The organism is Telluribacter humicola, assembly GCF_017355935.1.
Classification (GTDB): domain Bacteria; phylum Bacteroidota; class Bacteroidia; order Cytophagales; family Spirosomataceae; genus Telluribacter; species Telluribacter humicola.
Genome location: NZ_JAFIQT010000001.1, coordinates 1,264,811 through 1,291,422, shown reverse-complemented (window position 1 = coordinate 1,291,422; position 26,612 = coordinate 1,264,811). Strand labels below are relative to the sequence as shown.

Here is a 26,612-nt window from a genome sequence, read left to right as displayed (position 1 = left end):
ATCCCTAACACAGATATAGCGCCTCCCGTTCTTGCTTTATCTCCTATCGCCCTGGCACCCTCTTTCACTTACCTCAATCTTTCTTTGTATCCCGGTGTAAAATCTCCTCCGGGAATGGAAAAATAATGGTTGAATTCTTTTCAGCGGCTATGTTAGCCAGGGTCTGGTACAGACGAAGCTTGATTGCAGAGGGTGACTGATCGATGATTCGTCCGGCGGCCAGCAGGTTTTCGGCCGCCTGCTCCTCGGCCAGCGAAAGGATGATCCTGGCCCGGCGCGACCGCTCTGCTTCGGCCTGATTGGCCATCATGCGCCGCATGTTTTCCGGCAGCTGTATGTCTTTAATTTTTACATCGATGATTACAATGCCCCAATGCAGCGTTTCTTCGGCCACGATTGCTTTAATGTCTTTACCCATTTCTTCGCGCTTTGACAGGATCGTATCCAGCTCCACTTTACCGCACACATCACGCAGTGCCGCCTGGGCCAGTTGACTAATGGCAAACTGAAAATTTTCTACTTCGATAACCGCTTTTTCGGGGTTATCCACCCTAAAAAACACTACTCCATCAATGCTACAGGGTACGTTATCTTCGGTCATCACCTCCTGAGATACAATATTGATGGTAATGACCCGGATATCTACCAACTGAATGGTCTCAATGATGGGGATAATCCAGCGAAGGCCCGGCTGCAGGGTTTTGATATAGCTTCCAAACCTGAACTTCAAGGCCCTTTTGTACTCATACACGATACGTATTCCGGAGAGCAGAAACAATACAACCAAGCCAACAAGTACTACAATGATGATATCCATAGGACCGGGATTTAAAGCACTGTGAGTGATGAGATTGATAGGATTTGAGAAGATACGAAATCTAAGTGTGCCTGACAACTTCAATCCTTTTATCATTATAGGATTGTTGGTACCTCTTAGTGATCCACCCGGTAATTAGCCATGAGGGAAGTACTTCCTGTCCGATCCTTTACATAAATATAGTTAAGCTAATCCTTCGAAGCGCTATGGTCAAATGGCAGTTTAACACAAGAGGGTGAATCAATGATTCACCCTCTTGTGTTATTTTATATAATATAAACAGCTTACTGTAAGACTAGTGTGGGTAGTTGTGCATCAAAAAGCTCTGCAAATTCCTCAGCTGTCAGTATGTGCCCCTGCTTCTGGGCACTATTTGCCAGATTATAGCCCCACTCAGCCGCAGCCATTCGCTGGGTCGGTGTGCCGTGGTGGCCATCACTGGTAAATGAGCAATCGCCTATATTAAAGAATACCTGTAAAAATTGCTGCACTCTTTTCCACTGCATAGAAGCACCTCGGGCATGGGATAGGTAGTAAGCAGAATAGGCATCTGCCATAAGCTCCGTTCGGCGGGTAGCTTCGGGGCTTTCTACTTCTTCGAATAAATCTAGCTGAAACTGGATCTGATGACCAAATTCGTGAGCTAGTATAGCCTGTGGAGCTACATCAGCAAAACCAATAGCCGCAAACCCTTCCATTATACCATCACCCATGATGATCTTATCGGGAATCTGTCCTACCGGCGGGAAGAAAAATCCCTGAAGAGCAAAAGCATTAAAGGTAAATATCGGATGATTGCCATTTTCTAATTGAGGATATGCCTCGAGTACTGCAAGTACATAGTCGGCATAGTAGGCTGCACTGGCATCACTTAATCCGTATACAGTTCTGTAAGTTCGTATAAGTTTGTCTCGGTCACCAAGCACGCTACCATGCATGGCAGCCAGTACAATGTTTTCCGAATCAATATTCCAGAAGCGCTGTAAGTCTTTGAATGCTTTGGTTAGCTTTTGAGTGTACTCTCCATTGACACCAAAAGACTGATTCGCCGAACTGTTTTCAAATACCAACGCGTCATAGGTCGGCACATCCAGCATTGCAGTGCCAATGACATGGTCAATAAGCGTTCTGTCCCAGTCACTAAGTTCCTGATCCAGCCATCGGTTGATCTGTGTATCATCATCACAAGCAGTAGGCTCAATGGCAAGTGCCTTCAGAATCATGCTGCGATACTGTGGATGTGTTTTAAATAAGAGAGCAGAATTTTGTTTTAGGCCCTCCTCAAAACCAGCTGGTAGTGAGGCACGTAGCCGGGCTAGCTTTGCTTCTAATTCGGCAGAAGTTCGGGCCGACTTACTTGATACAGTACTACTTTGCAAATCGTGTGGAGCTACTCCGCTGTCGGTTCTGAAATCTTCTTTACAGCCAGTAACCATAACAAAGGAAACGGCAGCCGCCGTCACTAGTGATTTAAAGTGTCTCATGTGTAAAAGGTTTTTGTTGCGTTGATACGAGGTTTAAAATTTCAATGTAACGAAATACAAACCAGTAGCAAACTTTTGTAACTGTCAGTTAGTAAACGGTTTTAACTACTAGTAGCCAAATCTTTGTTACCTACACCATAATTAACCATAACCAGTTAACTATCAATAAAATACAATTTTACCACACCCAAAGTTGCTTCCCGCTCAGCACAGTAGCTCCTCTTACTACCGCCAGTGTCTCTACCGACCAACCTGCAAATCAGCTCTGGTGAGTAGCTGCCCCTATCCCGTTCCTTTTCAAAGATATAGTCCAGCTAATCCTTTGAAGCGCTATGGCCAAATCGCTACCACTCTTCCTATTCCTACTGCTGTTCAACCTGTTTTTTTACCTGGATCCTGCTTCTGATCACACGAACGTGACACCTGCCGCCCCCGTAGAACTGCGGGCCGTGCAGGACGAGGCACAGGAAACTATACGCATCTTCCGGGGCAACGAAACGGAGCCCATCCTGACCCAGAATGCCAAGGCTAAGTTCCGCCCCTACCTGCACCCTCTCGTAGCTCCTGACGGAAAAGGAGTACTTACTGAGTACAGCCCCGGTCACCACAAACACCAGACGGGTATCTACTGGGGCTACACGCGTGTGAATGGCCGCGACTACTTCCACCATCCTGAGGGTGACTACTGGCGACGGGTGTCAGTCAAGGTACTCGAGGCCCAAGGGCCGGAGGTAAAGTGGCAGACGGTATACGACCTGCTGGACTCAACGGGTAAAGCAGTACTGACCGAAACCCAGACCTGGACTATGCGCCTAAAGGACGGCAAGTACCTGCTGGACCTGGAATGGAACGGTGAAGCCCAGACGGACGTAACCATCGGCAAGTACGACTACGGTGGATTATTTATCAGGATGCCCTGGAAGGAAGGCATCAAGGGCGAGGTCATCAATGCGGCCCGGCAGCGCAACGAGAAGGCCGAAGGCCAGCGCGCCATGTGGGTCGACATAGCTATGCAGGTACCTGGACGCGACAACCTGGCGCATATTGCCATCCTAGACCACCCCGAGAACAAGGGGTACCCGCAGTACTGGCGTGTAGACGGCCAGTTAGGAGCCGGTCCGGCCCGTGCCCGTACTGCCGACTGGCACATCAAGAAGGGCGAAACCGAGACTATCAAGCACCAACTGGTCGTGTACACGGGTGAGCTGAATGATGTAGAAATGAATAAAACTTTCGGGGAGTTTAGTGGCAACACCGGTACATATAATACGTCTGTCCTGTGGGGCATTGCGCAGCGTGAGGGCCGGGAGGCTAAATTTCTGACGCCGCAGGAGGCCGTAGCCGCTATGACCGTCCGGGATGGGTATCAGGTCAATGTATGGGCGGCGGAGCCGATGATGACTCAACCGATGGCCTTCTGCTGGGACGACCGCGGAAGGTTATGGATAGCTGAAAACAAAGACTATGAGTCCAGAGGCAAAGGATTTTCCAATGCTGGCGATAGTCGGATTCTGATACTGGAAGATACCAACGGTGACGGTGTAGCCGACAGCCGTAAGGTATTCATGGAAGGGCTGGCCTTTCCCGCCGCCCTGGCGGTGGGCTTTGACGGGGTATTTGTGGGCGCTCCGCCTAACCTGCTGTTCGTACCGGACCGCAACCACGACGACAAAGCCGATGTAGACGACATAGAAGTACGCCTGACCGGTTGGGGCATTCGTGACCGCCACGAAACCCTGAATAGCTTTCACTGGGGACCGGACGGCTGGCTGTACGGCCTGCAGGGCTTTGCTACCCCTTCCAAGGTCGGTAAGCCCAAGGGGAAAGGTAAACTCTACCGTCACAAGGATCCCTTCCCTGAGGATATCCTGGAAGGTGAGGGCGTAGACATAAACGGCGGTGTATGGCGGTACCATCCGACCAAAGACCAGTTTGAGGTAGTGTCACACGGGTTCAGCAATCCGTGGGGTATCGACTATGACGCCAAGGGACAACTCTTCATTACGGCCTGCGTGATACCGCACCTGTGGCACGTCATTCCGGGGGGGATTTACCACCGTCAGGGTGGGCAGCACTTCAACCCCTACGTGTACCAGGACATCAAGACTATCGCCGACCACGGCCACCGCTCGGCCCACGGCGGCGCCCGCATCTACCAGTCGGATGCCTTCCCGGCCTCGGAACGCGGCAAGATATTCATGGCTAATATCCACGAGCACGGTGTGCTGGTTGACGAGCTGGTACCGGCGGGCTCCGGCTTCCGGGGTAAGCACAGCGACGACTTCATGATGGCCAACAACGCCCAATGGGTAGGCTTCAGCATGGAGATAGGTCCCGAAGGTGGGCTGTATGTACTTGACTGGCACGACGCCGACATCTGTGGTTCCGATGTACTCAACTCCGAGACCGGGCGCATCTTCCGCATTATGCCTAGACAGTCGCAGGCCCAGCAGTGGAAAGATCGCTACGCTGATTTAACTAAACTAACCGACCTCCAACTCGCCGACCTGCAGACGAGCCCCAGCGAGTGGCACGCCCGCCGCGCCCGCCTTATCCTGCAGCACCGCGCTACCAAAGAGAGCCTGGCCAAAGCCGCTCAGGACAAGCTCACACAGCTCTACCGCAGCAGTCCCAGCGCTGACTGGCGTCTACGGGCTATGTGGTCCCTAAAAGTTACCAATGGATTGGAGGAAAAAGAGCTGCTGGGAGCGCTGAATGACAAAGATCCACATGTACGAGCTTGGGCTATTCATTTTTTGAGTGAAGATCAAAAGCCGTCGGCACCGGCGCTTAGTCGCTTTGCCCAGCTAGCTCGGGAAGATGCTTCGCCCGTGGTGCGTCTGTACCTGGCCTCAGCCCTGCAACGGATGGAACCAGCCAGCCGCTGGGCCATAGCCGAAGGATTACTGACTCACGCCGAAGACGCCAACGACCATAACCTACCCAAGATGATCTGGTTCGGTATAGAGCCGCTGGTAAAGGAAAATCCGGCGCGGGCTCTCACCATGGTGCAAAAGAGCAAACTACCACTGGTAACGCAATTCATTGCCCGCCGCACGGTGGATGCCGATGCGGCTGAGGCGCTGGTAGCTACCATCGGTACCTTGCCCACCGTAAAAGGAGACCTGCTGCTAGGTATGCGTGACGCGCTGGAAGGCCGCACTGATATCAAAACGCCCGCCAACTGGAGTCCTGTGTTTGCTAAGCTCAAGCAGTCGGATGCACAGACGGCCCAACTGGCGCAGGAACTGTCTCAGCATTTTGGTGATGCTGAAGCTTCGCAGCAAAACATGGCACTGCTCAAAAAAGCACAGGCTACCGCCCAGCAGCGGCGCAAGGCGCTGCTGGCGCTAGCCTCTCGCCAGTGGCCCGAACTGGTAAAAGAGCTTCCAACACTACTCAACGATAAAGACCTGCGCTTAGATGCTATCCGAGCCATGGCCAGCTACGACAGTGAGCTACTGACTAAGCTACTACTGGATCGTTATTCTACCTTCTCCCCCACTGAGAAGACCGAAGCCATCCAGACGCTTGCCTCCCGCTCCAAATCCGGTTGGCATTTGACGCAGGCTATTGCCAAAGGTACCGTTCCCAAAAAGGAGGTACCTACCTACGTAGCTCGCCAGCTACGCCGGGTGGTGGGCAGTGGCTTTGTGGAGGTATGGGGCCCCATTGACCACGTAGCCCTCGACGAGAAAGCTTACAACAAGTACCGACAACTACTCACCGACAAAGCCGTAGCGGGTGCTAATCCAGGTCACGGCCGGCTCATATTCCAACGTACCTGCGCCCCCTGCCACAAAATGTACGGCGAAGGAGGTATCATGGGTCCTGAGTTGACGGGCTCCAACCGCGCTAATCTTGACTACCTGCTCGGCAACATACTCGACCCCAGTGGCGAAATACAGGATGATTATAAAATGGTGGTAGTGACAACCCGCGACGGACGTACCTACGTTGGCAACGTAGCCAAAGAAACGGAACGCCAGCTTACACTGCGGCTAGTGGGGCAGGATGCTGTGGTAGTGAACAAGTCGGATATTCAGACGCGGGAGGTCAATCAGGCCTCCATGATGCCCACCGGACTACTGGAGTCCCTCACGGACAAAGAAATAACGGAATTGATAGCCTATATGCGCACCCAGGCACAGGTGGAGTTGCCGAAGTAGGTCTATTTATGCAAACTTCCTGAAAAGGAGCCAGATATTTTAGGCGTTCTATAAAATATCTGGCTCCTTTTCTATCTTATTAGAAACACCCTTTTAACTTTGCCAGATACAAGAGTATTAAGTTTACTAATGAGGATAACCCTTCTTCACCTTAGCTATTACCCATGACCGCCTACATCATTTGGAACGCCAGTCCTGAACTGTTCACCATTCCCGAAATCGGGGGCTTTGGTCCCTTCATTGTCCGCTGGTACGGGCTGCTATTCGCGGCCGCTTTTCTGATTGGCCAGCAGATCATGATTCATATTTTCAAGAAAGAAGGCAAACCTCTTGAGGATATTGACACACTGACTCTCGTTATGGTAATTTCTACCGTTATGGGCGCACGGCTGGGGCACTTTTTATTTTATGAACCCGAAGTATTCTTTACCCGTCCGCTTGAAGTAATACTACCTCCTTACGCCGGACTGGCCAGTCACGGAGCAATCATTGGTATCATGACGGGACTTTGGCTTTACTCCCGCTCCCGGAAAGCAACAGGCCAATCGTTCCTGTGGGTAACTGACCGCATTGTGATTCTGGTAGCCCTGGCCGGCGCGTTTATCCGGTTTGGCAACCTCATGAACCATGAAATTGTAGGAAGACCTACCGATCTACCCTGGGGATTTGTGTTTATGCGCAATACCGAGTATGTGCAGATACCACGCCACCCGGCCCAGTTATATGAGTCAATTACCTGTCTGTTGCTGTTCTTCATTTTGCTTTGGTACTGGAATCGTAACAAAAGCCAGACGCCCGCAGGAAGTATGCTGGGTATTTTCCTGATCTGGATCTTTACACTCCGCTTCTTCTATGAGTTCCTGAAAGAGAATCAGGTTTCATTCGAAGATAACCTGGCTCTGAACATGGGACAGATCCTGAGTATTCCGGCAGTGCTTCTGGGTATATACTTCCTGTGGCAATCCAGACAAAACGCAGCCAATCAAGGCATTTCTCATTCTAATGACGCCCGCCAGCCAAAATTTAGCAGGTAGGTTAGTAGCCATAGTACTTATAAATCCAGCGATACTTAGTGTGTCGCTGGATTTTTTTATTTCATGAAGTTCTGCTTTTCAAACCTGGTAAGAGGTACTTGTTACTCGGGCTCGTAATCCAGCGGGAGCTCCTCGGCCATAAGCTTCCAGGTCCAGTAGCCTTCGTAGTTAAAGCTCATCGACGGGGATACGTATCCGTTTCGCTCCAGCGTAGCGCGGGGCTGCGTCATCCGGATCAGCGTCTGTTGCGGCCGGGCCCGGTATGTTTTTTGGCTGATCGGGAGTGTCCTGATGTACCGGTACGATTCGGGCTCACGGGTGTAGGTAACCTGACGCAATCCCTCAAAAGCCACTACTGGTTTCTCAGGGGTCGAGTGTAGGGAATCTAATAATTTAGTAGCGGACAGGGTCTGGTAGGTAACGTCGTATTTGCCGTTAAGGGCGGGTAGTACTACCGTTGTGTCACCGGGCAGCCCCAGACGGCGAATGCCACCATCCTGCCGGGGTTGCTCCTTTATCTCCTGAACCACAAAGCCCTCTTCGGTGAGCCGGTTGAGGTAGAGGGCGCGCAGGAAATGCATGGCTGATCCCCGATAAGCGCGTCGTCGGTTTTCGGCCCAGCGGCTGACCTGCTTCTCCGTACCTTCCAGTGGCTCATACACTACCTCTCCCTCAAACTGGATGCGGTGCTGCCGGTGGTCGTAGTGGTAAGAACGCAGAAAGTATTTCAGATGGTAACCCAGAGCACGGTTCTCAATCAGGAGAGGCTCATCGGCATGGGCGATCAGGCTATCGTCTGTGTTCTTAAAGTACAGTACCTCCGGGTTGAGCAGACGGCACAGGGAAGCATTGTCGCTATTCCCGATAAAGTACTTCTTAAATAGCTCTACGTTGCGATCCCAATCAGCGTCCCGGCGGCTCTTCGCCCGCACAGTCACGGCTGCCAGCTGTTGAGCATCAGGGGTCAGACCTATGCGGTAAAACTTATTATCATCGGTCTGGACGGTAAAGCGAAGAGGCTGGTAACCCACATACGATACCACCAGGTCAAATTTACCGACTGGTACTCCTGTGAGTTCAAAGCTGCCGTTTTCCTGGGTTGTAGCACCTCGGGTAGTGTTTGTCAGGAATACATTGGTAAAAGGCAGAGGCTGGTTACTCACCGCATCGAAAACCTGGCCGCGCAAAGTAGCTGTTTGTGCACCAGCCATAAACGGCAGTACCATCAGACAAACAAGCAGATGTACATAAAGACGCATAGTGACAGATGGAGGTACTTCGTTTTATATAAAAAGGCGAGAAGTCAGAAATATAATACCTTTCGCGCTATACTTCACTGTAGCAGCCTTTCCGTGCATCCGTTAAATCTTGTCCCTCCCAGTGACTTTACTTTGCCTAAATAAAAAACTATTTTCATATTAGCTGAACAGGATGCAGAGCTCGTCCTAGCTTATTCCTGAACCTAAAAATCCACTCCCTATGAAAAACATCTTCCTGTTTGGTACTGCCGGGCTGTTGTTCTTTACAGCCCTGGCTCAGTTGACTCTCCCCGAATGGTACTATCTGCTGGTCAAGGTAGTAGCCACGGCGACGGCTTTTTACACCGCTTACTATATCCGCCGCTCTTCCCTGCTGGATGCCTGTGGCTTTATATTCATGCCCTTCATACTTATGGCCCTGATGCCCACATCTCTTGCCTCCGCTGAGCCTATGGCACAGTTATGGCTTTTGCTGATGGCTGCCAACTTTATCCGCATGGGAGTGAATCGTAAATTCTCGCCGGAAGTCAATCAGGAGAAAGCATAGTATCGATCTTCGATCTGATAGAAGTCCTTGAGATAAGTCCTCATACCGGCATCAGCGCTGGTATATACGATGCTATTTACTGACCAGGTACTTACAAGTAAGTTTTGATCCTTTTAGACTTAATCCGTATTATTACCACCCTGGATTATTTACTTATTTGTCATTCTTACCTAAACCTTCATGCAAGTATCTGCCACCGATTATACCCTGACTCTCCCCCAAAACGAATGGCTTACGCTTTCCCGGCAGCACTTTTGTGAAGCTACCAACGGGAGTGAATCATCTACCCGAACCCTGGTCCGGCTAAGCTACGAAGATAAGTACCTGCGGGTGGAGTTTGAGTGCCTGGATAATCCTTACTGGCAGTCTAATACCTACACCGAACACAATACCGAGCTATGGCGGCAGGAAGTATTTGAAGTATTCATAGCCGCGGGAGCCGACACCCCCACCCGCTACGTAGAGCTCGAAATTAACCCCAATAATGCGCTATTTGTAGGCCGTATACACAACCCTACCAAAGAGGGTGATGCCATGACACTGGACATGGTACCTTACGAGCAGGCAGGTATCATCCACGAGGTACAGACCGAACAGGAAAACTGGAAAGGCCGGATCGAAATACCCCGACAATTGATCGGCGACCAGAGTACTACTACTTACCGGCTTAATTTTTATCGTATTGTGTTGAGGGAACAACCTGCTACTGATTGGGAGTGTACTCCTGACAACTGCTCGTTCCTTTGCTGGAACTCTACCCTGAGCGGCACTACGCCCTGTTTCCACCGCCCCGAGAGCTTTGGCACTTTACAGCTGATGTAAGCAACCCTACAAACGCCGCGAACAGCCACTGCCAGAAGAACCAATCTGACACAAGTAGCTAGTATGTACAGGAAACAATAAATGATAGCTGGTAGTCATTATAGTATTATTCTTGTCGATACTACTTTTTTCAGACATTTTAATCATTTTACATTCCAATAGTCTTCCAGTAAGGGTTCACATTTATGTTGCGATACTACGGTATTTGTTTAGTTGGAGTACTTTGCTTGTTGATGGGTACCGTACAATCTCAGAATTTACCCGCTGATTCGGCTGATACAACCGCGCTGGTAGTAGTTGGTAATGTAAGTATAGAAGGGAACTACCGCACCCGCACCCCTATTATCCTGCGCGAAATGGCCCTTAAGCCGGGCGATACGTTACGCCTGGTTGATCTGCCTAATCGCTTGGAGATAGACCGCCGAAAGATTGTCAATACCAATCTGTTTGTGACCGTTGAGATGCAGACCTTTCCCGAGGAAACCACTACAGAGGGTTCGCTCGAGGCAGTAGACATACGGGTGGTGGTCAAGGAGCGATGGTACTTTCTGGCGATACCCGTATTCCAGTTGGCCGATCGTAACTTTAACGAGTGGTGGTACGACCGGGACCGGGACCTGCGCCGCGTAACCTATGGGCTGTACCTGAGCTACAACAACCTGACGGGCCGGGCCGACCGCCTCCGCTTTCTGGCTGAGTTTGGGTTTATTCCCAAGTACGAAATGACCTATTCGGTACCGTACATTGATAAAGCTCAGAAACTAGGTATTACAACAGGTATCTCCTACATTACCAACAAGAGCCTGCCCTACCGTACCTGGCGGGACAAACTCGACTACTTCAACAGTGAAAATCTGAACCGGGAGCGCTTCTATACCTTCATCAGCCTGACCCGCCGTAATAAGTTCTATACCTTCCACTCCGTAGACCTCCGCTGGAATTACATTGAGCTTTCGGATACCATAGCCGCCCTCAACCCCAACTACCTACTGGGAGGGCGTAACCAGCAACAGTACTTTCAGCTTTCGTACATATTCAGCTACGACCGGCGCGACAACGTGCAGTACCCCCTGCGTGGGCGCATCGGCGGGATTCAGGTTAGCAAACTAGGTATTATTCCCAGTGATAATGTTAATCTGGCGTACCTGTATGGCTGGTACCGGCACTACATCCCCATCAGCAAGCGCTGGTTTGCCAACAGTGGTGTACGCGGGCGACTATCCCTGCCCCGTCGCCAGCCTTACCTACAGACACTTGGCTTGGGGTACCGGTCCGATCTGGTACGTGGCTACGAGCTGTACGTGGTGGATGGCCAGCACTATGCCCTGTGGCAGAATGAGCTAAAATTCAAAATATTTGATATTCAGAGGCACTTCTCCTGGATACCCATCCGGCAGTTCAGCACTATACCGCTGGCTACCTACCTCAACACCTTCGCCGATGCCGGCTACGTACGGAACTTCTACCCCGAGCGGAGCAACACCAACTTGGGCAACAAGCTGCTGTACGGGATCGGTATGGGGCTGGATGTGGTAACTTTTTATAACATGACGGCTCGTTTCAATGTTACCGTTAACGGTAATGGCGAGCAACGCTTCTTTTTCAACTTTGGAAGACAATTCTAATTCCGGCAATTGTGCGCATTTACCTCCTGAATCTTTACTTTTGCCTAAACTAAAGCTTTTATAATCATATGAATTCTTTTACGGCCTTACGCTTCCTGGCAGTAGCGTTACTGATAGGAGTAGCTATAGCTGGCTGCAGTACCAAAACCAAAACGGATGATGTGAATGAGGTAGTAGTGGATTCTATAAACATGTCTAATCCCGCTCCGGCCGATCTGAACAGCGATCAGTCAGCCTTGTTCGAGACGATTATGGGCGAAACCAATACCGGTATCATACGAGGAGTATCATTTGGCGATCCGGTCAGTAAGATCAGATCCGGCGAAAAGTTTGAGATGTTCGAAGATACCACTGACCACGTCGGCTTCACCCATGACACCGAACAGCTCGAAACGATTGATATCCAGTACTACCATACCAACAACCGCATCAACCGGATTACCGTTGATGTATACCTGAATAGCCCCGTTGCTACGCAGCAGCTATGGAATGCCGCCAAACGAAACTTTACCGAACGCTACGGAGCCCCCAAGCAGGAAGCCGCCAAAAGCATAACCTGGAAAAAGACACCGGCGCAGGTAACGATCGATAACGTATCGACCGGTAAAGACTATGGCCTCAAAATGACTTTTGCACCCTCCGATAAAACAGTGATTGCCTCTAACAAATGAAACAAATTTTAAGTGTAGTGCTGGCAGGACTCCTGGTCCTGGTAGTACCCGATTGCCTCGCTCAGAAAAAAAAGAGAAAAGATTACCTCGTCACCATCACTACCGACTTTGGTACCATGCGCCTGGTCCTGCACGACCAGACGCCCCAGCACAAGGCTAATTTTATCAAGCTCGCTAAGCAGGGCTACTACGACGGCCTCCTCTTTCACCGGATCATTGACGACTTCATGATTCAGGGGGGTGATCCTAACTCGCGCAAGGCAGAACCGGGCGTAGCCCTGGGTAACGGCGACGTTGGTTATACCATACCGGCGGAGTTTAAACCAGAACTGTTCCACCGCAAGGGAGCACTCGCTGCCGCGCGTGACAATAACCCCCAGAAGGCATCCAGCGGTTGTCAGTTTTATATTGTAGATGGTCGTACGTGGACAGAAGCGGAGCTGAATCGTCAGATGGGCCGAGCCGCCCGCAAACCTACTCCCGAACAGCAGCAGGTATATAAGACCGAGGGCGGTGCGCCACATCTGGATGGTGCTTATACAGTATTTGGTCAGGTGATTGACGGTATTCCGGTCATCGATACCATTGCCGCCCAGGTCGGCGATGCCCGTAATCGTCCCGAAAAGGATATTCCTATGAAGGTATCGGTGGATCTGATGCGAAAGAAAAAAATAACGAAGAAGTACGGGTATCAGTTTGAATCATAATTCAGGTACATAGCTATAACTGATTAATTTGGAAAAGAAACGTATCCTCATTACCGGCTCCAACGGTCTGTTGGGCCAGAAGCTCATCGAACTGCTGATACAGCAGCCACACATTCATCCGATTGCTACCGCCCGCGGTGATAACCGTCTGCCTTTTACGGAGGGCTACGAGTACTATCCCATGGATATCACTGACGCCGAACAGGTACGGCAGGTGGTACTTCAGACGCGTCCGGAGGTAGTGATCCATACGGCCGCCATGACCAACGTGGACCAGTGTGAATCCGAGAAAGAGGCCTGCTGGGCGCAGAATGTTAAAGCAGTCGAATATCTGATAGATGCCTGCCAGGCAGCCAACGCGTTCCTGCTGCACGTATCTACCGACTTTATATTTGATGGAGCTGATGGCCCCTATGATGTGGATGCCGATCCTAATCCACTAAGCTTTTACGGATGGAGCAAGTACGCCGCCGAGAAAGCAGTCATTCATTCAGGACGGTCCGGCGCTCCGGTACGCTGGGCTATAGCCCGTACGGTACTCGTCTACGGTATTGCACATGACATGAGCCGCAGCAACATTATCCTATGGGTAAAAAAATCATTGGAAGAGGGTAAGAGTATCAAAGTAGTAACGGATCAGTGGCGTACCCCTACCCTGGCCGAGGACCTGGCCATGGGCTGCTACTTCATTGCCGACGGGGAGGCCGAAGGTATCTTTAATATCTCGGGCAAAGATCTGCTCACGCCTTACGAAATGGCGATTATGACAGCTGACTACTTTGGACTGGACAAGTCGCTCATTACTGAGGCTGACTCTACTACCTTTACCCAACCCGCCCGCCGTCCCGCCCGTACCGGCTTTATACTGGATAAGTCACGGGATGTACTGGGTTACGAACCCCGCAGCTTTCAGGAAGGTATCGCCATACTGGCCGAGCAGGTCAGGCAGAAGTAACTTCTATTTTAAACTTATACAAAAAGCGGATGCAGTTTAACTGCATCCGCTTTGCTATTTCTATGGCTACTTATCTAGGCTGCTTTATATACCTTCAGGAATATCCTGATCACAGCATATACCTTAATAACACTACCTGCCACTAATAGTACCTGCCCCAGGGGGTTTACATCAGATATAAACAGCAGACAGCCCAAACATACTACTACAAAGCTGATGAGCAGGAGTTGCAATTGAGGTTTTAGGTGCAGTGCTTTCATAAAGGATAAGGTATGGTGGTGATTTCGATGATTCTGCAATATAGGTACTTACCTTATTAATTCACATTACCTTTTACCGGCAGCCCGCTAGGTACCCGCTCGGGGACCGTCTTATCAAAGGAGTCATCATTGAGCGTGTTCAGAAACTCTACGATTCGGGATATATCCTGAAAGCTCACGTTCATCCTGACCGCCAGCGGATCCATCTGGCTGGCCTTCACGTGCGGATTACTGATTTCACCGCCAGAAACATCCTCGTAAAACTCAAGTACCCGCTCCAGGGTAGCGATCCTGCCGCTGTGCATGTACGGAGCCGTATAACGTAGGTTCCGCAGCGTAGGGGTACGGAAGGCATAGTCGTGGTTAATGCCATCGTCCGACTCTTTGTGATTGGGGCTGTCTGGTATTCCCAGCGTATGAAGTTTAAAGTCAGAGAACATAGGTCCTGAGTGGCACCGGGCGCAACCTGTTTTCAGAAATAGTTGCAGTCCCTCCTGCTCACTGGTGGAGAGCGCGTCATGATCCCCCCGCATGTACTGATCAAATCTGCTATTGGCAGCGATGAGGGTTCTTTCGTAGGCGGCTAGGGCCTTTCCCAGGTTTTGGGCATGAACGGGATCGCGCTCACCCGCAAAAGCCTCGGCAAAGCGTGTACGGTACTCCGGGATGGTACGTAGCCGCTTCACTACCTCTTCCAGGATAGTTTCTTCCGTAAAGCTATGCCCCCGCATTTCCTCAAACGTCTTAATGGGTAGCAGCGCCTGCTCTTCCAGACCTTTAGCCCGGTTATCCCAGAACATTGGAGCCACAGTGGGATCGTAGTCTTCACCATTTCGTATCCCGTTAAATGCTGTATTCAGGATACTCTGTGAATTACGCTTGACGAAGGGGATATCATTGGGCGATAGAAAGTGCCTCTTGCTCCCGCTCCCCACCCCATTGACTCCAATAGAGGTTTCCAGAAACTCGGCATAGTTGAACTCCGGCTGGTGGCAGGTAGCACAGGCTACATCTTTGTTGCCGGAAAGGATAGGATCATAAAACAGGAGTCTCCCCAGTTCAACCTTCGGCGGCGTATTGGGATTATCCGGCGGATCAGTAACGTATTGGGGCAGCGCTCCCAGTACTGCAATGGTTTGCTCCTCCTCCTGGGTTCTTTTCTGCGCGTTTTCCTTCTGCTCACACGCCCCCATAACCGGCACCATAAGTACCCAGCACCAAAAAAACAGAACGCGGGAAGAAATCAAGTACTTCATAACTACTGTAGCTCTATCAACTAAAGCCCATTTGAAATGTTGGCTACTCCTTTTTTTGACCGGCATTAATCACGTTCTCGCCGGTCTAGTATCATCCTACAGTCACGGCTCTTCTCTCAGCCACCTCTATTTAGAGTAGATATAAATGCATTGAAAAAAACTTCTATTTAATTGGTCCCCTTTTCTATATTTAAAAAAAGAGCTCTGGCGTTGTACCTACGTACTTCCCACTTATTCCTACCTAACTTTCCATCCCTATGAAAAAGCTTCTTCCTTTTCTTTTGGGCGTGATTTTCTTCGTAGGCTGTAAGCCCAAATCTGATACTCCTGCGCCGATTGACCCTTTGGTAGCTTTGCAGGAAAAAGCAGAGGCGATTGCCGCCCAACAGGTACCTATTAAAGCGACAGAGGTACCCCAAAGCAGAATAAAATCGACAATCATAACATTCCTGTCTGGACAACAGACGGGTGTAATGAAGTATGATTTGAAATACAATGATAAAAACCAATTGGTTAGTATTTTAAAGGACTCGGAGCTTATTTGGAATCTGGATCTTGTGGATAAACAAGCTACTCTCAGCTACAGCGGCCTGACTCGGAACTATACCCTGAACAGTGATGGAAGAGGTGAAAAAGCAACCGAGACCTACGAAGCAAAATTCAAAGACATACAATATATCTATAAAAACGGGTACTGGGTTAGCGCGTACGGCACCGACGGTACCCTGACTACCCGCGTCTATTCCCACGAAGGGGATTTGCTACAGGTACAGGTAGTAGACCAGTACGGTCAGGTTAAGCACGATGCCAGGTACCAATATACAGACATTCCAAACGCCATTCGGCAGGAAGTTGACCGGTGGGAGGCTCCTCACTTTGCTTTCCGGAGCGACATTTTGGGCAGGTACAGCCAGCATCTTCTTAAGGAGGCCGTCGTTAACGGAACCCATACCCTGACCTTTGACTATAAAATGGATAATAAAAACCGGGTGGGCAACGTCACGATTACCCGGACCCAGGGCAGTTTTCAGCTACCCAAAGTTTTTTATAGTTATTTGTACGAATAAGTTATGGCAAGTACATTAATCAAAGAAGCCCCGAAGGTAGTACCTCCGGGGCTTCTTTGATTTATATAAAAGTCCGACTACCGTGATGAGTAGTTAGGCGCTTCTTTCTGGATCATTACATCGTGCGGGTGACTTTCTTTTACACCGGCTGAGGTGATCTTCACAAAATTAGCTTTCTGCAGGGAAGGTATATCACCGGCACCGCAGTAACCCATACCGGCTTTCAAACCGCCTACCATCTGGTACACGATCTCCGATACGCTGCCTTTGAAAGGTACACGTCCTACGATACCTTCAGGTACCAGCTTTTTCAGGTCATCTTCGGCATCCTGGAAGTAGCGGTCTTTTGACCCTTCTCCCATCGCTTCGATGGAACCCATACCGCGGTAGATCTTGAACTTACGTCCTTCGTAGATGACGATCTCGCCCGGAGCCTCGTCGGTACCGGCCAGCATTGATCCGATCATGACCGTGCTGGCACCACCGGCCAGCGCCTTGGTCACATCACCCGAGAAGCGAATACCACCGTCGGCGATTACCGGCACATCGGTGTCTTTCAGAGCTTCGGCTGCTGACATAACGGCCGACAGCTGTGGTACCCCGATACCCGCAATGATACGGGTAGTACAGATACTACCAGGACCTACCCCTACCTTTACAGCGTCGGCACCGGCGTCGGCCAGAGCACGGGCTCCTTCTCCGGTAGCTACGTTTCCGGCAATGACTTCAAGTTTGGGGAAGTGTTCTTTAATTAGTTTTACGGCGTCAAGTACTCCGCGCGAATGGCCGTGGGCCGTGTCAAGACTAACTACGTCAACTCCTGCTTTCACGAGCGCTTCTACCCGCTTGATCAGATCAGGCGTAACACCTACCGCGGCTCCTACACGTAAGCGACCATACTGGTCTTTACAGGCATTGGGGTGCGACTTGCGCTTCAGGATATCCTTGTAAGTAATAAGTCCGGTGAGTTGATTCTCGCCGTTAACAATCGGAAGCTTTTCAATTTTGTATTCCTGCAGGATGGTCTCGGCCTCTTCCATCGTAATTCCTTCGGAAGCCGTAATCAAGTTCTCGCTGGTCATGATCTCGGTAACGGGGCGAGTCATGTCACGCTGAAAGCGCAGGTCACGGTTGGTCAGGATACCAATAAGTTTGTTGTCTCCATCAACTACCGGTATACCACCAATTTTATGTTCACGCATGATCTGGTGCGCATCGCTGAGAGTAGCTCCTTTGGTCAGGGTAATCGGATCCAGAATCATTCCACTTTCCGAACGCTTGACCTTACGTACCTGCTCAGCTTGTGCTTCCAGGCTCATATTCTTGTGTATAATGCCGATCCCCCCCTCCTGCGCCATGGCTATGGCCAGTTCGTATTCCGTAACAGTATCCATAGCCGCCGAAATGAGCGGTATGTTCAATTGGATGTTGCGGGTAAGCTTGGTATTGGTACGAGTGTCGCGTGGTAAAACCTCCGAATAGGCAGGCAATAGAAGAACGTCGTCGTAGGTGAGTGCCTCGTAGAGGACTTTGGATGGGGATGTGCTCATAGCAAATAATCTATCGTTATTTGCCGGGCAAAATTACATAGAAGTTTGGACTTGGCAAAGTTTTTTAGTGAACTACAAATATTATTTTTTTAAGAATTCGCTAAGCCACCAGTACCCTCACTTTTTTGATTCGTTTTTTGTCAGCCGACTGTACCTTAAAAGTTACATCACGAAATGTCACCTGATCGCCGGTCCGGGGCAGGCGGGAAAACAGCTCCAGCAGCAGTCCGGCCAGGGATTCGCTATTGCCATTGACCTCTTCAAAGTAGTCCTGATCCAAATTCGCAATACGACAAAAATCACTGATAGCCGCCCTGCCTTCAAATACAAAGGTCTTTTCGTCTACCTGCGTAAAATTGACCTCCTCCTCCTCGTCGTACTCATCATTGATATCGCCGAATATCTCTTCTATGATATCTTCCAATGTGATAAGTCCGCTGGTACCACCATACTCGTCCACCACTATCGCCATGTGTACACGACGGTTCTGGAACTCCTGCATGAGGTCGTCGAGCCGCTTGCTTTCCGGTATAAAATACGCCTGACGCAGGAGCTTCTGCCAGACAAAGTGCTCGTCGCGGTGCAGGTGGGGCAGCAGGTCCTTGACGTACAGAATTCCTTCTACCGAATCCAGCGTATCCCGATAAACAGGTACCCGCGAGTACCCTGACTTATTGATCTTATCCATCAGCTCGTGAAAATCCAGCTCTATATCGAAGGCGGTAATGTTAAGCCGGGGACGCATAGCCTGACGAGCGGCCGTCTGGGCAAAGTTGGCCAGTCCGCGTAGCAGATCCCGCTCCTCCTCGCTATCGGACTGCGCTTCCAGGCGTTCGGCCGTGGCCTCTACCCCTTCGGGCAATAGTATTCCCCACCTGGTACCTGCTGAATGGATGGTGCGGGTCAGGGGTGCCATCAACTTTAAAACAGGCCTAACTACAGGAGTCATCCGCTGGGTAAAACTATGAGCATTACGCCCTGCGTAATAACGTACCAGCGCATCACACCACAGCCAGAAGCATAGAATGACTATGGGTATCCAGCGAAAGCTGGTGTCTTCATTGGCCCAGAAAATCAGCCATAACAGCCGGGCCGCCAGCAGGAAAGCCAGCAACGTAGACATTCGCTGTACTACCGACAGGGTCAGCTTTTGCGAGCGATCCAGATGAATAAGATCAGTTGTGTTCTTACGCTCCCAGGGAGCATCAATCAGGGCAGTAGCGGCATAAGCGGCCCTAAGAGCGGAGATAAAAAGAGAAACAAGCAACAGGGCAAAAACCAGGGCTACCTCAGGAGCGAATGCTTCAAACCACACAGGTGTTGTCAGAGTCGTAAATGAAATAAAGTCACGACGAAAAAGTGGGTTGGCAACGTGCGTTCGGGACAAGGGATCGTCACTATCGGGTAAGTCTATCACTGGCTGTACTGTGCTTTCTGGGTTAGTATCTGATGAAAAGGGTGGCCTTTCCGCTTCTGAAAACTATTTAAAAATCATTCCACACGTCCATTTCAGCTCGAAATATGACAATCTTTCTTTAATAGTAGTTGGGAAAAGAAAATAAAATTAAGAAATCCGGCTAAAAATCAAAGGCCCCACCGGGGTGGGGCCTCGTCCTAAGGTAGTTGTATCAGGTCAGAAAGGCAGATCGTCTTCGTCAGATCCGGATGCCATTGAGGGAGGTACCGGATCCTGCTGACGGGGAGCCGCCGGAGCACTGGCCGGACGACTAGGAGACGCATACGAGCTGTTTCCGGCGTCGGAGCTACCTGAGTCAGAGCCTCCTCCACCGCTGTTACCGCCGCCGCCCAGCAGAGTCAGCGTATTAGCACGGATGGTAACCCCGGAGCGTTGCTGCCCGTCTTTGTCGGTCCAGTTTTCGGTACGAATCCGGCCTTCGATATACACCGAGTTGCCTTTGCGTAGGTACTTCTCGGCAATCTGAGCCAGTCGGTCCCATAGTTCAATCCGGTGCCACTCGGTCTGCTCTACACGCTCACCACTCTTGTTGGTGTATGACTCCGATGTGGCTATGTTGAACCGGGCTACCGATGAGCCTCCTTCCAGATAACGTACCTCGGGATCGCTCCCTAGATTACCGATCAGAATTACCTTGTTTACACTTCCTGCCATGTTGTTGGTTTCAGATAAGTTTATGATTTAATGTTTTTATACAGCCCCTATACCTGGATAGGCGATGGAGGTAGTTAGGTACAAAGTAAGGTCCTGCTCCTTGACCAAACTACTACATAAAGTTAAAGAAATTTTCGGTCAAATAGGAATTTATTAATACCGGTTTGGGTAATTGTTCTATTTCATCCGCGTCATAGAATGACATCTCATCCGGCAGCAATATACTCCGCTCCGGCGACATCCGTATGTGCCAGAAGCGGGCATAAATACGCTGGTGGGAGAGCAGGTGTACGTAAGGCCCGGCGGTACGTACTACCTCCCCCATTTCCAGCCAGTGAGCCAGTACATGGTCCGATACCAGGTCGTCCAGGTCAGCAGGCTCCTGAGGTGACTCGACCAGATAAAAGTCGTACATACCCTGCCATACGTCCTTTGTAGTCCGCTCCCGCATGGCTAGTTGCCCGTCCTTCTCGACTACAAAGTAGTTGAGGTACCGGTCGCGTACCTTGTTCTTTTTGCCTTTGACAGGTAGTCGTGCCTGCGCTCCGTGCTGAAAGGCATAGCATACGTCATTGAACGGGCACAGCAGGCAGTCGGGCGCCACGGGCTGACACTGTATGGCCCCGAACTCGATCATGGCCTGGTTGAAGGTAGCGGCATCATCAGGTGGGAGTAGCTGCTGCGCCAGTGCTGTAAACTCCTTCTTAGCCGCGCTGCTGGTAATGTCGGTTTCTACGCCAAATATACGCGCCAGTACCCGGTATACATTACCATCCACAGCCGCCACGGCTTCATTATAGGCAAAGCTCGCAATGGCTGCGGCCGTATAGGCACCTATGCCTTTTAGCTTGAGTAGCTCCGAGTATGATGTCGGAAACTGTCCCCCCTGCTCCTCCACGATCAGCCGGGCGGTCTGGTGCATGTTGCGGGCCCGCGAGTAGTAGCCAAGCCCCTGCCACAGTCGCAGTACTTCCTTTTCATCCGCTGCCGCCAGGTCCTGCAGGGTAGGGTACTGTTCCACAAACCGCAGGTAGTAGGGCATCCCCTGCACCACCCGGGTCTGCTGCAGGATGATCTCCGAGAGCCATATCTTGTAGGGATCATTTGTACGTCTCCACGGCAGGTCGCGATGGTGACGGTGATACCACTTTATTAGTTTAGTACTATAATCTCTGAATCCTGCGACATCCTTGCTGCTCATTCTCAACTTTTACTTGCTGTTTTTTAGTGATTTATAAAAAAAAGGGAAAAGTAACCCTTTTAAGTTTTAGTAAATTTGCGCTACCTTTGTACTCCCAAAAAAACCAGAGGTAATTTTTTTAAATAAAGTAATACACTTTAAAGTTAGTAAACACAGTGACTAAGGCAGACGTAATCGCTCAAATTTCTGAGAAAACCGGTGTGGACAAGGCTGACGTTCAGCAAACCCTCGAAACATTCTTCACCGTTGTTAAAGATTCACTCGCTGAAGGCGAAAATCTTTATGTGAGAGGATTCGGCAGCTTCATCAACAAGAAGCGTGCCCGCAAAGTAGCCCGCAATATCTCGCAGGGTACTTCTATGATTATTGATGAGCACTTCGTACCAAGCTTCAAACCGGCTAAAGTGTTCGTTGAGCAGGTAAAGACCAGCGATCGGCTGAAAGCTGTCGTTGAAAAGTAATCTGCCTTACCTTTGTAAGGTCAATCCATAAGTTAACTATGAAAAGGTCAATCATTCTGGTTTGTGTTTCAGCTGTTGCGTTGGTAGGTACTTTGTATAGCCTGCCCAAGGTAGTAGTGAACAGCAAAAGCCAGGAAGTGAGTACCGAACAAACCGCCGCTCAGGAGCCGGCAAGTGAAGGACATCTGGCAGAAACCGCTAACGATGACCATTCCAATAAGGCCTTAACTTCTGAACAGCAACAAAAAATCGAGACACTCCGGACGGGCTACAATCAGGCTGCCGCGAGTGACCGGGTAGCGGCTGCCGCCAAGCTTTCAGACGCTTTTTCACAGTATCAGAAGTTTGACAGTGCTGCATACTATGCCGAACAGGCCGCCCTGCTTAGCCCGACCGTTGAAAGTTGGCTACGTGCAGGTGATCGTTACTACGAGGCGTTTGGATTTGCCGTAGATGAATCGAAAGCAAAGAGGATGGGTGAAAAAACCCGGGAATACTATCAGAAAGCCCTGGATCAAAACCCTGGCCTGCTGGCAGCGAAGGCTAATATGGCCATGACGTATGTCAATTCTGCTTCCCCCATGCAGGGTATCATGATGCTAAGGGAAATCCTAGATACCGATCCTACCAATGAGTTAGCGTTGTTTAACTTAGGAATTTTGTCAATGCGTTCCAACCAGTATTCCAAAGCGGTAGAACGTTTTCAGCAGATTATCCTAAATAATCCTTCCAATACGAAGGCGAAGTTTTATCTGGGTGTAAGCCTTGTGGAACTGGGACGTAACGACGAAGCTCGTAAGGTTCTGGCCGATGTAAAGAAGAATGAAACTGATCCGGTGATCCAGCAAGCTATCGGCGAACTGGAACAGCGACTAAAGTAATAAGGTACCGCCTGCCGGTGCTCACTGATTGATTTATTTTTATTTTTTAACCTAATAACCGTCAAAAGCTATGCCTTGCGGAAAGAAAAGAAAAAGACACAAGATTGCTACCCATAAGAGAAAGAAGCGTCTAAGAAAGAACAGACACAAGAAGAAGTAATTATATGTAAAACCGGATTGGTTAGGCTAAGCCACGGTCCGGTTTTACCTTCTTTTATACAGCACTTCCTGTTTACACACCCATACTACAACACCGTGTGTACAGTTAACAACTATTTCAGGCCAGTTAATTGGTTGTACATTGAGTAACGAATTAATAATAAATTCAACTCAAAAAGGGGAACGTATAGCCCTTTTGCAGAGTAAACGCCTATTAGAGTACCACGTCGAAGAACCCGATCAGAGTTTTACCGTAGGAGATATTTATCTTGGTACGGTTAAAAAACTGGTAACGGGGCTGAATGCCGCATTTGTGGATGTGGGATACGAAAAGGATGCCTTCCTGCATTACCTTGACCTGGGTCCTAATATCAATTCCCTTAATAAGTTCACTAAAGACGTCATTGCCAAACGCGTCAATACGGGGAGGTTTAACAACTTCAAAATGGAGCCCGAAATTGATAAGCTGGGCAAAATTGATAAAGTACTCTCCAAGAATCAGCCCATACTGGTGCAGGTAGTTAAAGAACCTATCTCGACCAAGGGTCCCCGTCTTTCGTGTGACATCTCCATTGCCGGACGCTATATAGTACTGGTACCTTTCTCCAACTCGGTTAACCTCTCCAAGAAAATCACCGATAAGCAGGAACGTACGCGTCTGCAAAGACTTATTTCTTCTATCAAGCCCGCCAACTTTGGAGTAATCGTTCGTACGGTAGCCCAGGGTCACGACGTGGAGGAACTTGACAGAGATCTTCAGAACTGCCTCGAAAAGTGGGACAAGGGTATCAAAGCCCTGCGTGATGCCAAGCCCCGCGAACGTATCATCGGCGAGATGAACCGTGCTTCGTCCATCCTGCGTGATATGCTGAATGAATCATTTGACAGCATCACCGTAGATTCCAAAGATGTATACGAGGATATCAAGAACTATATCCGGTCGATTGCTCCTGAAAAAGAGCATATTGTAAAACTGCATGCCGGTAAGAACAAGATATTCGAACAGTTCGGACTCGAGAAGCAGATCAAGTCGCTCTTTGGCCGCTCAGTAAGCCTGCCCGGTGGCGGTTATCTCATCATTGAGCATACCGAAGCGCTGCATGTTATTGACGTCAACAGTGGCAATAAGTCCAATACCGAAGAAGACCAGGAAGCTACCGCTCTCAGCGTTAACCTGGAAGCCGCCAAGGAAGTAGCCCGCCAGCTCCGTCTGCGCGATATGGGGGGTATTATCGTGGTAGACTTCATTGACATGAAGAAAGCTGAAAACAAGAAGAAGCTTCATGATGTCATGCGGGAGGAAATGAAAACCGACCGCTCCAAGTACACTATTCTGCCCCTGTCGAAGTTTGGTTTGATGCAAATCACGCGTCAGCGTGTACGTCCCGAACTCAATATTGTTACTCGCGAAACCTGCCCTACCTGCGGTGGAACGGGTACTATTCAGGCAAGTATTCTGGTATCGGACGTGATCCTGAACAATCTGGACTACATCTTGACCAAGCAGAACGAACGCGGGATCAGCATATCTCTGCACCCCTTCCTGCACTCGTACTTTACCAAAGGCCTGATTTCACAGCAGGTGAAGTGGTTCTTTGAATACAAGACATGGGTAAAGCTGATGCAGGACAGCTCTCTGGGGGTAGTGGATTTCAAATTCCATAATAAGTTCGGAGAAGAGATAGATCTGGCTCAGATCAGCTAAGGCGGCAGGTACCAGCTAGTACCTGTTACTTCGTTTCACTTTCCTTTCCAATGAGGTTGTCGCTTTTCCTTAAAGGCGGCAATACCTTCTTTTGCGTCCTCCGACTGCACAACTTTATCCAGTTGTGCCTTAAGAAAGGTATGCTTTTCTTCCTCCGGAATACTGAACAGCTGATTGAATGTCTCCATACCTACTTTAATGGCCAGCGGTGCATTCTGACAGATCTGCCGGACCAGTCCCTCTACCTCATTCCTGATTTGTGTAGTTTCGGCTACCTGTGTCACCAGACCTAAAGTCAGGGCCTCATCAGCGGAGAAAGATTTACCGGTAATACACACCTCAAGTACCTTACGGGGAGGCATGATTCGTAGCAATGAGGCCATCACCTGCATCGGCCAAATACCCCGCTTAACTTCGGGTAGTCCAAAGGTAGCCTCGGGTACACTCACCACAAAGCTACAGCCGGCAATAATCAGGAAGCCACCCGCCAGCACCGCTCCCTCTACCTGCGCAATACAAGGCTTAGACAGATCAGCAAACGCATCTCCTAAAGTGACAGGTACGCGGGGAGCAGGCAGGTTATCATTTGTCCGATCTACGGTAGGGTCATGAAAGGCATTCAGATCAGCACCCGCACAGAATACCGGCCCTTCGGCATCCACTACTACGCACCACACATCGTCATTATAATGAGCATGAGCCAGGGCATAGGTGATTTCATTAGCCATAGTAGGCGTGAAAGCGTTCCGCTTCTCCGGACGGTTGAGCGTAATCCGAAAAGTGTGTCCATCCTGGGCGGTCCTGATATAGTTGAAAGCGATCTGGCTGAATGACTGAATATCTTCTCTTGTATAAAAGCGCATAATCAGGTAGTAGGGTAAGTATTAGATCAGTTACTGTTAGCACCTGTAAGCTACTAGCTTGGGTATATATACTAAGGGGCTATCACAGATCTACACAAGTAGTAGTCAGGATAGATCATAAAATATAGCTAAGAGATTATAAGCGACGAGAACAAGCGTTTTGCCTCGCCCAGGGTATCGTAGTCCAGCGCCATGAGTTCCTGATTCTCCTGCACAAAGTCCAGCAGGTTTTCGGTAGAAATATTTCCAACTAATTCGTCCTGAGCCATTGGGCAGCCCCCGTAGCCAAACAAGGCTCCGTCGAACCGGCGGCAGCCGGCCTGGTAGGCGGCAGCTACCTTATCGTACCATCCAGCGGGTGTTGTATGAAAATGGGCACCGAACTCCAGATCCTGACGGGAAGTAACAAGCTGACTGAATATAGTCTTAATATTATCCGTAGAAGCTACGCCCACCGTATCAGCCAGAGAAAATATGCGCACACCCAAGGCAGCAAGCTGCTCAACCCAATGGAGGGCTATACCGGCATTCCAGGGGTCGCCATAGGGATTACCAAAACCCATGGATATATAGATCACCAGTTCTTTGCCGTGTTGCCGGCACAATTTCTGAATAGCTTCTACCCTACCCACTGACTCCTCAATGGTAGCGTTGGTATTGCGTAGCTGAAATGTTTCGGAAATAGAAAAAGGATACCCCAGGTAGCTGATCTGCTCATACTGACAGGCCTGCTGTGCTCCCCGCTCGTTGGCAACAATGGCTAACAAACGGGTGCTGGTGCCAGATAAGTCAAGCTGCCTGATTACTACCTCCGTATCACTCACCTGAGGCATAGCCTTAGCTGACACAAAGCTCCCAAAGTCAATGGTGTCAAAGCCAACCCGAAGCAAAGTGTTAAGGTACTCAACTTTCTGTTCAGTAGGTATGAATGGGTGGTATCCCTGCCAGGCATCCCGGGGGCATTCAATAATCTTCATAGCGCATTCCG

23 protein-coding genes are annotated in these 26,612 nt (G+C 49.9%); 12 read left to right on the top strand and 11 right to left on the bottom strand.

Annotated elements, in window-relative coordinates:
* Nucleotides 1–73: 73 nt before the first annotated feature.
* Both JUB14_RS05620 and JUB14_RS05615 read right to left on the bottom strand, forming a co-directional pair.
* Entirely contained in the window at nt 74–817 is a 744-nt protein-coding gene (locus JUB14_RS05620) for a slipin family protein (RefSeq protein WP_207504897.1), read from the bottom strand.
* 284 nt (nt 818–1,101) lie between these two features.
* Complete coding sequence (locus JUB14_RS05615) at nt 1,102–2,301, bottom strand: neutral zinc metallopeptidase (RefSeq protein WP_207504896.1); 1,200 nt, start codon at nt 2,299–2,301, stop codon at nt 1,102–1,104.
* A 332-nt stretch (nt 2,302–2,633) separates the two neighbouring features.
* On the opposite strand from JUB14_RS05615, the gene JUB14_RS05610 reads away from it, so the two are divergent.
* Nucleotides 2,634–6,470 (top strand): PVC-type heme-binding CxxCH protein, encoded by a 3,837-nt coding sequence (locus JUB14_RS05610; RefSeq protein WP_207504895.1) that lies wholly within the window; start codon nt 2,634–2,636, stop codon nt 6,468–6,470.
* A gap of 164 nt (nt 6,471–6,634) precedes the next feature.
* The gene (lgt, locus tag JUB14_RS05605; protein WP_207504893.1) at nt 6,635–7,504 is read left to right on the top strand and encodes a prolipoprotein diacylglyceryl transferase; all 870 of its coding nucleotides are present in this window, start codon (nt 6,635–6,637) and stop codon (nt 7,502–7,504) included.
* 101 nt (nt 7,505–7,605) lie between these two features.
* Here the strand turns inward: lgt and JUB14_RS05600 are convergent, their stop codons facing one another.
* Complete coding sequence (locus JUB14_RS05600; RefSeq protein WP_207504891.1) at nt 7,606–8,763, bottom strand: carboxypeptidase-like regulatory domain-containing protein; 1,158 nt, start codon at nt 8,761–8,763, stop codon at nt 7,606–7,608.
* Nucleotides 8,764–8,983: 220 nt separating this feature from the next.
* Here JUB14_RS05600 and JUB14_RS05595 point away from each other — a divergent pair, with 220 nt between their 5' ends.
* The 6 genes from JUB14_RS05595 to JUB14_RS05570 all read left to right on the top strand — a co-directional run bounded on the left by JUB14_RS05595 (nt 8,984) and on the right by JUB14_RS05570 (nt 14,090).
* Complete coding sequence (locus JUB14_RS05595) at nt 8,984–9,310, top strand: hypothetical protein (RefSeq protein WP_207504889.1); 327 nt, start codon at nt 8,984–8,986, stop codon at nt 9,308–9,310.
* Between the two features lie 180 nt (nt 9,311–9,490).
* Nucleotides 9,491–10,132 (top strand): carbohydrate-binding family 9-like protein, encoded by a 642-nt coding sequence (locus JUB14_RS05590; RefSeq protein ID WP_207504887.1) that lies wholly within the window; start codon nt 9,491–9,493, stop codon nt 10,130–10,132.
* Between the two features lie 233 nt (nt 10,133–10,365).
* Nucleotides 10,366–11,757: a BamA/TamA family outer membrane protein gene (locus tag JUB14_RS05585; protein WP_207504885.1), complete on the top strand. Its 1,392-nt coding sequence runs from the start codon at nt 10,366–10,368 to the stop codon at nt 11,755–11,757.
* A 68-nt stretch (nt 11,758–11,825) separates the two neighbouring features.
* Nucleotides 11,826–12,428, top strand: a complete 603-nt coding sequence (locus JUB14_RS05580) for a hypothetical protein (protein ID WP_207504878.1) — start codon at nt 11,826–11,828, stop codon at nt 12,426–12,428.
* Complete coding sequence (locus tag JUB14_RS05575) at nt 12,425–13,135, top strand: peptidylprolyl isomerase (protein WP_207504876.1); 711 nt, start codon at nt 12,425–12,427, stop codon at nt 13,133–13,135. The genes JUB14_RS05580 and JUB14_RS05575 overlap by 4 nt, the downstream gene beginning before the upstream one ends.
* 28 nt (nt 13,136–13,163) lie before the next feature.
* On the top strand, nt 13,164–14,090 hold the full coding sequence (locus tag JUB14_RS05570; RefSeq protein ID WP_207504874.1) for an SDR family oxidoreductase: 927 nt from the start codon (nt 13,164–13,166) through the stop codon (nt 14,088–14,090).
* A 74-nt stretch (nt 14,091–14,164) separates the two neighbouring features.
* Here JUB14_RS05570 and JUB14_RS05565 read toward each other — a convergent pair whose 3' ends face one another.
* Together JUB14_RS05565 and JUB14_RS05560 are read right to left on the bottom strand one after the other, a co-directional pair.
* Nucleotides 14,165–14,350, bottom strand: a complete 186-nt coding sequence (locus tag JUB14_RS05565) for a hypothetical protein (RefSeq protein WP_207504872.1) — start codon at nt 14,348–14,350, stop codon at nt 14,165–14,167.
* A gap of 56 nt (nt 14,351–14,406) precedes the next feature.
* Nucleotides 14,407–15,606 (bottom strand): cytochrome-c peroxidase, encoded by a 1,200-nt coding sequence (locus tag JUB14_RS05560; protein WP_229367538.1) that lies wholly within the window; start codon nt 15,604–15,606, stop codon nt 14,407–14,409.
* Nucleotides 15,607–15,863: 257 nt separating this feature from the next.
* Here JUB14_RS05560 and JUB14_RS05555 point away from each other — a divergent pair, with 257 nt between their 5' ends.
* Nucleotides 15,864–16,673 carry a hypothetical protein gene (locus JUB14_RS05555; RefSeq protein ID WP_207504870.1) on the top strand — a complete coding sequence of 270 codons (810 nt, stop codon included), beginning with the start codon at nt 15,864–15,866 and terminating at the stop codon, nt 16,671–16,673.
* A gap of 77 nt (nt 16,674–16,750) precedes the next feature.
* Here the strand turns inward: JUB14_RS05555 and guaB are convergent, their stop codons facing one another.
* The 4 genes from guaB to mutY all read right to left on the bottom strand — a co-directional run bounded on the left by guaB (nt 16,751) and on the right by mutY (nt 21,555).
* Nucleotides 16,751–18,223: an IMP dehydrogenase gene (gene guaB / locus JUB14_RS05550; protein ID WP_207504868.1), complete on the bottom strand. Its 1,473-nt coding sequence runs from the start codon at nt 18,221–18,223 to the stop codon at nt 16,751–16,753.
* A gap of 100 nt (nt 18,224–18,323) precedes the next feature.
* A complete protein-coding gene (locus JUB14_RS05545; RefSeq protein WP_310586104.1) occupies nt 18,324–19,640 on the bottom strand; it encodes a transporter associated domain-containing protein in 1,317 nt (438 codons plus the stop codon).
* A 216-nt stretch (nt 19,641–19,856) separates the two neighbouring features.
* Nucleotides 19,857–20,354, bottom strand: coding sequence for a single-stranded DNA-binding protein (locus JUB14_RS05540; RefSeq protein WP_207504860.1), 498 nt, complete (start codon nt 20,352–20,354; stop codon nt 19,857–19,859).
* A 112-nt stretch (nt 20,355–20,466) separates the two neighbouring features.
* Nucleotides 20,467–21,555: an A/G-specific adenine glycosylase gene (mutY, locus tag JUB14_RS05535; RefSeq protein WP_207504858.1), complete on the bottom strand. Its 1,089-nt coding sequence runs from the start codon at nt 21,553–21,555 to the stop codon at nt 20,467–20,469.
* Nucleotides 21,556–21,710: 155 nt separating this feature from the next.
* Here mutY and JUB14_RS05530 point away from each other — a divergent pair, with 155 nt between their 5' ends.
* From JUB14_RS05530 to JUB14_RS05520, 3 genes are all read left to right on the top strand, one after another.
* Entirely contained in the window at nt 21,711–22,016 is a 306-nt protein-coding gene (locus tag JUB14_RS05530) for an HU family DNA-binding protein (RefSeq protein WP_207504856.1), read from the top strand.
* Between the two features lie 38 nt (nt 22,017–22,054).
* Nucleotides 22,055–22,897 carry a tetratricopeptide repeat protein gene (locus tag JUB14_RS05525; protein ID WP_207504854.1) on the top strand — a complete coding sequence of 281 codons (843 nt, stop codon included), beginning with the start codon at nt 22,055–22,057 and terminating at the stop codon, nt 22,895–22,897.
* 301 nt (nt 22,898–23,198) lie between these two features.
* The gene (locus tag JUB14_RS05520; RefSeq protein WP_207504852.1) at nt 23,199–24,761 is read left to right on the top strand and encodes an Rne/Rng family ribonuclease; all 1,563 of its coding nucleotides are present in this window, start codon (nt 23,199–23,201) and stop codon (nt 24,759–24,761) included.
* 35 nt (nt 24,762–24,796) lie between these two features.
* Here JUB14_RS05520 and JUB14_RS05515 read toward each other — a convergent pair whose 3' ends face one another.
* Complete coding sequence (locus tag JUB14_RS05515; protein ID WP_207504850.1) at nt 24,797–25,624, bottom strand: enoyl-CoA hydratase/isomerase family protein; 828 nt, start codon at nt 25,622–25,624, stop codon at nt 24,797–24,799.
* Between the two features lie 128 nt (nt 25,625–25,752).
* Nucleotides 25,753–26,601, bottom strand: coding sequence for a hydroxymethylglutaryl-CoA lyase (locus JUB14_RS05510; RefSeq protein WP_207504848.1), 849 nt, complete (start codon nt 26,599–26,601; stop codon nt 25,753–25,755).
* Nucleotides 26,602–26,612 lie beyond the last annotated feature (11 nt).

What these genes read in the sequence shown, in the direction of transcription:
- JUB14_RS05620 (WP_207504897.1), bottom strand. Translation starts at nt 817, where the DNA reads ATGGATATCATCATTGTAGTACTTGTTGGCTTGGTTGTATTGTTTCTG.
- JUB14_RS05615 (WP_207504896.1), bottom strand. Translation starts at nt 2,301, where the DNA reads ATGAGACACTTTAAATCACTAGTGACGGCGGCTGCCGTTTCCTTTGTT.
- JUB14_RS05610 (WP_207504895.1), top strand. Translation starts at nt 2,634, where the DNA reads ATGGCCAAATCGCTACCACTCTTCCTATTCCTACTGCTGTTCAACCTG.
- lgt (WP_207504893.1), top strand. Translation starts at nt 6,635, where the DNA reads ATGACCGCCTACATCATTTGGAACGCCAGTCCTGAACTGTTCACCATT.
- JUB14_RS05600 (WP_207504891.1), bottom strand. Translation starts at nt 8,763, where the DNA reads ATGCGTCTTTATGTACATCTGCTTGTTTGTCTGATGGTACTGCCGTTT.
- JUB14_RS05595 (WP_207504889.1), top strand. Translation starts at nt 8,984, where the DNA reads ATGAAAAACATCTTCCTGTTTGGTACTGCCGGGCTGTTGTTCTTTACA.
- JUB14_RS05590 (WP_207504887.1), top strand. Translation starts at nt 9,491, where the DNA reads ATGCAAGTATCTGCCACCGATTATACCCTGACTCTCCCCCAAAACGAA.
- JUB14_RS05585 (WP_207504885.1), top strand. Translation starts at nt 10,366, where the DNA reads ATGGGTACCGTACAATCTCAGAATTTACCCGCTGATTCGGCTGATACA.
- JUB14_RS05580 (WP_207504878.1), top strand. Translation starts at nt 11,826, where the DNA reads ATGAATTCTTTTACGGCCTTACGCTTCCTGGCAGTAGCGTTACTGATA.
- JUB14_RS05575 (WP_207504876.1), top strand. Translation starts at nt 12,425, where the DNA reads ATGAAACAAATTTTAAGTGTAGTGCTGGCAGGACTCCTGGTCCTGGTA.
- JUB14_RS05565 (WP_207504872.1), bottom strand. Translation starts at nt 14,350, where the DNA reads ATGAAAGCACTGCACCTAAAACCTCAATTGCAACTCCTGCTCATCAGC.
- JUB14_RS05560 (WP_229367538.1), bottom strand. Translation starts at nt 15,606, where the DNA reads ATGAAGTACTTGATTTCTTCCCGCGTTCTGTTTTTTTGGTGCTGGGTA.
- JUB14_RS05555 (WP_207504870.1), top strand. Translation starts at nt 15,864, where the DNA reads ATGAAAAAGCTTCTTCCTTTTCTTTTGGGCGTGATTTTCTTCGTAGGC.
- guaB (WP_207504868.1), bottom strand. Translation starts at nt 18,223, where the DNA reads ATGAGCACATCCCCATCCAAAGTCCTCTACGAGGCACTCACCTACGAC.
- JUB14_RS05540 (WP_207504860.1), bottom strand. Translation starts at nt 20,354, where the DNA reads ATGGCAGGAAGTGTAAACAAGGTAATTCTGATCGGTAATCTAGGGAGC.
- mutY (WP_207504858.1), bottom strand. Translation starts at nt 21,555, where the DNA reads ATGAGCAGCAAGGATGTCGCAGGATTCAGAGATTATAGTACTAAACTA.
- JUB14_RS05525 (WP_207504854.1), top strand. Translation starts at nt 22,055, where the DNA reads ATGAAAAGGTCAATCATTCTGGTTTGTGTTTCAGCTGTTGCGTTGGTA.
- JUB14_RS05515 (WP_207504850.1), bottom strand. Translation starts at nt 25,624, where the DNA reads ATGCGCTTTTATACAAGAGAAGATATTCAGTCATTCAGCCAGATCGCT.
- JUB14_RS05510 (WP_207504848.1), bottom strand. Translation starts at nt 26,601, where the DNA reads ATGAAGATTATTGAATGCCCCCGGGATGCCTGGCAGGGATACCACCCA.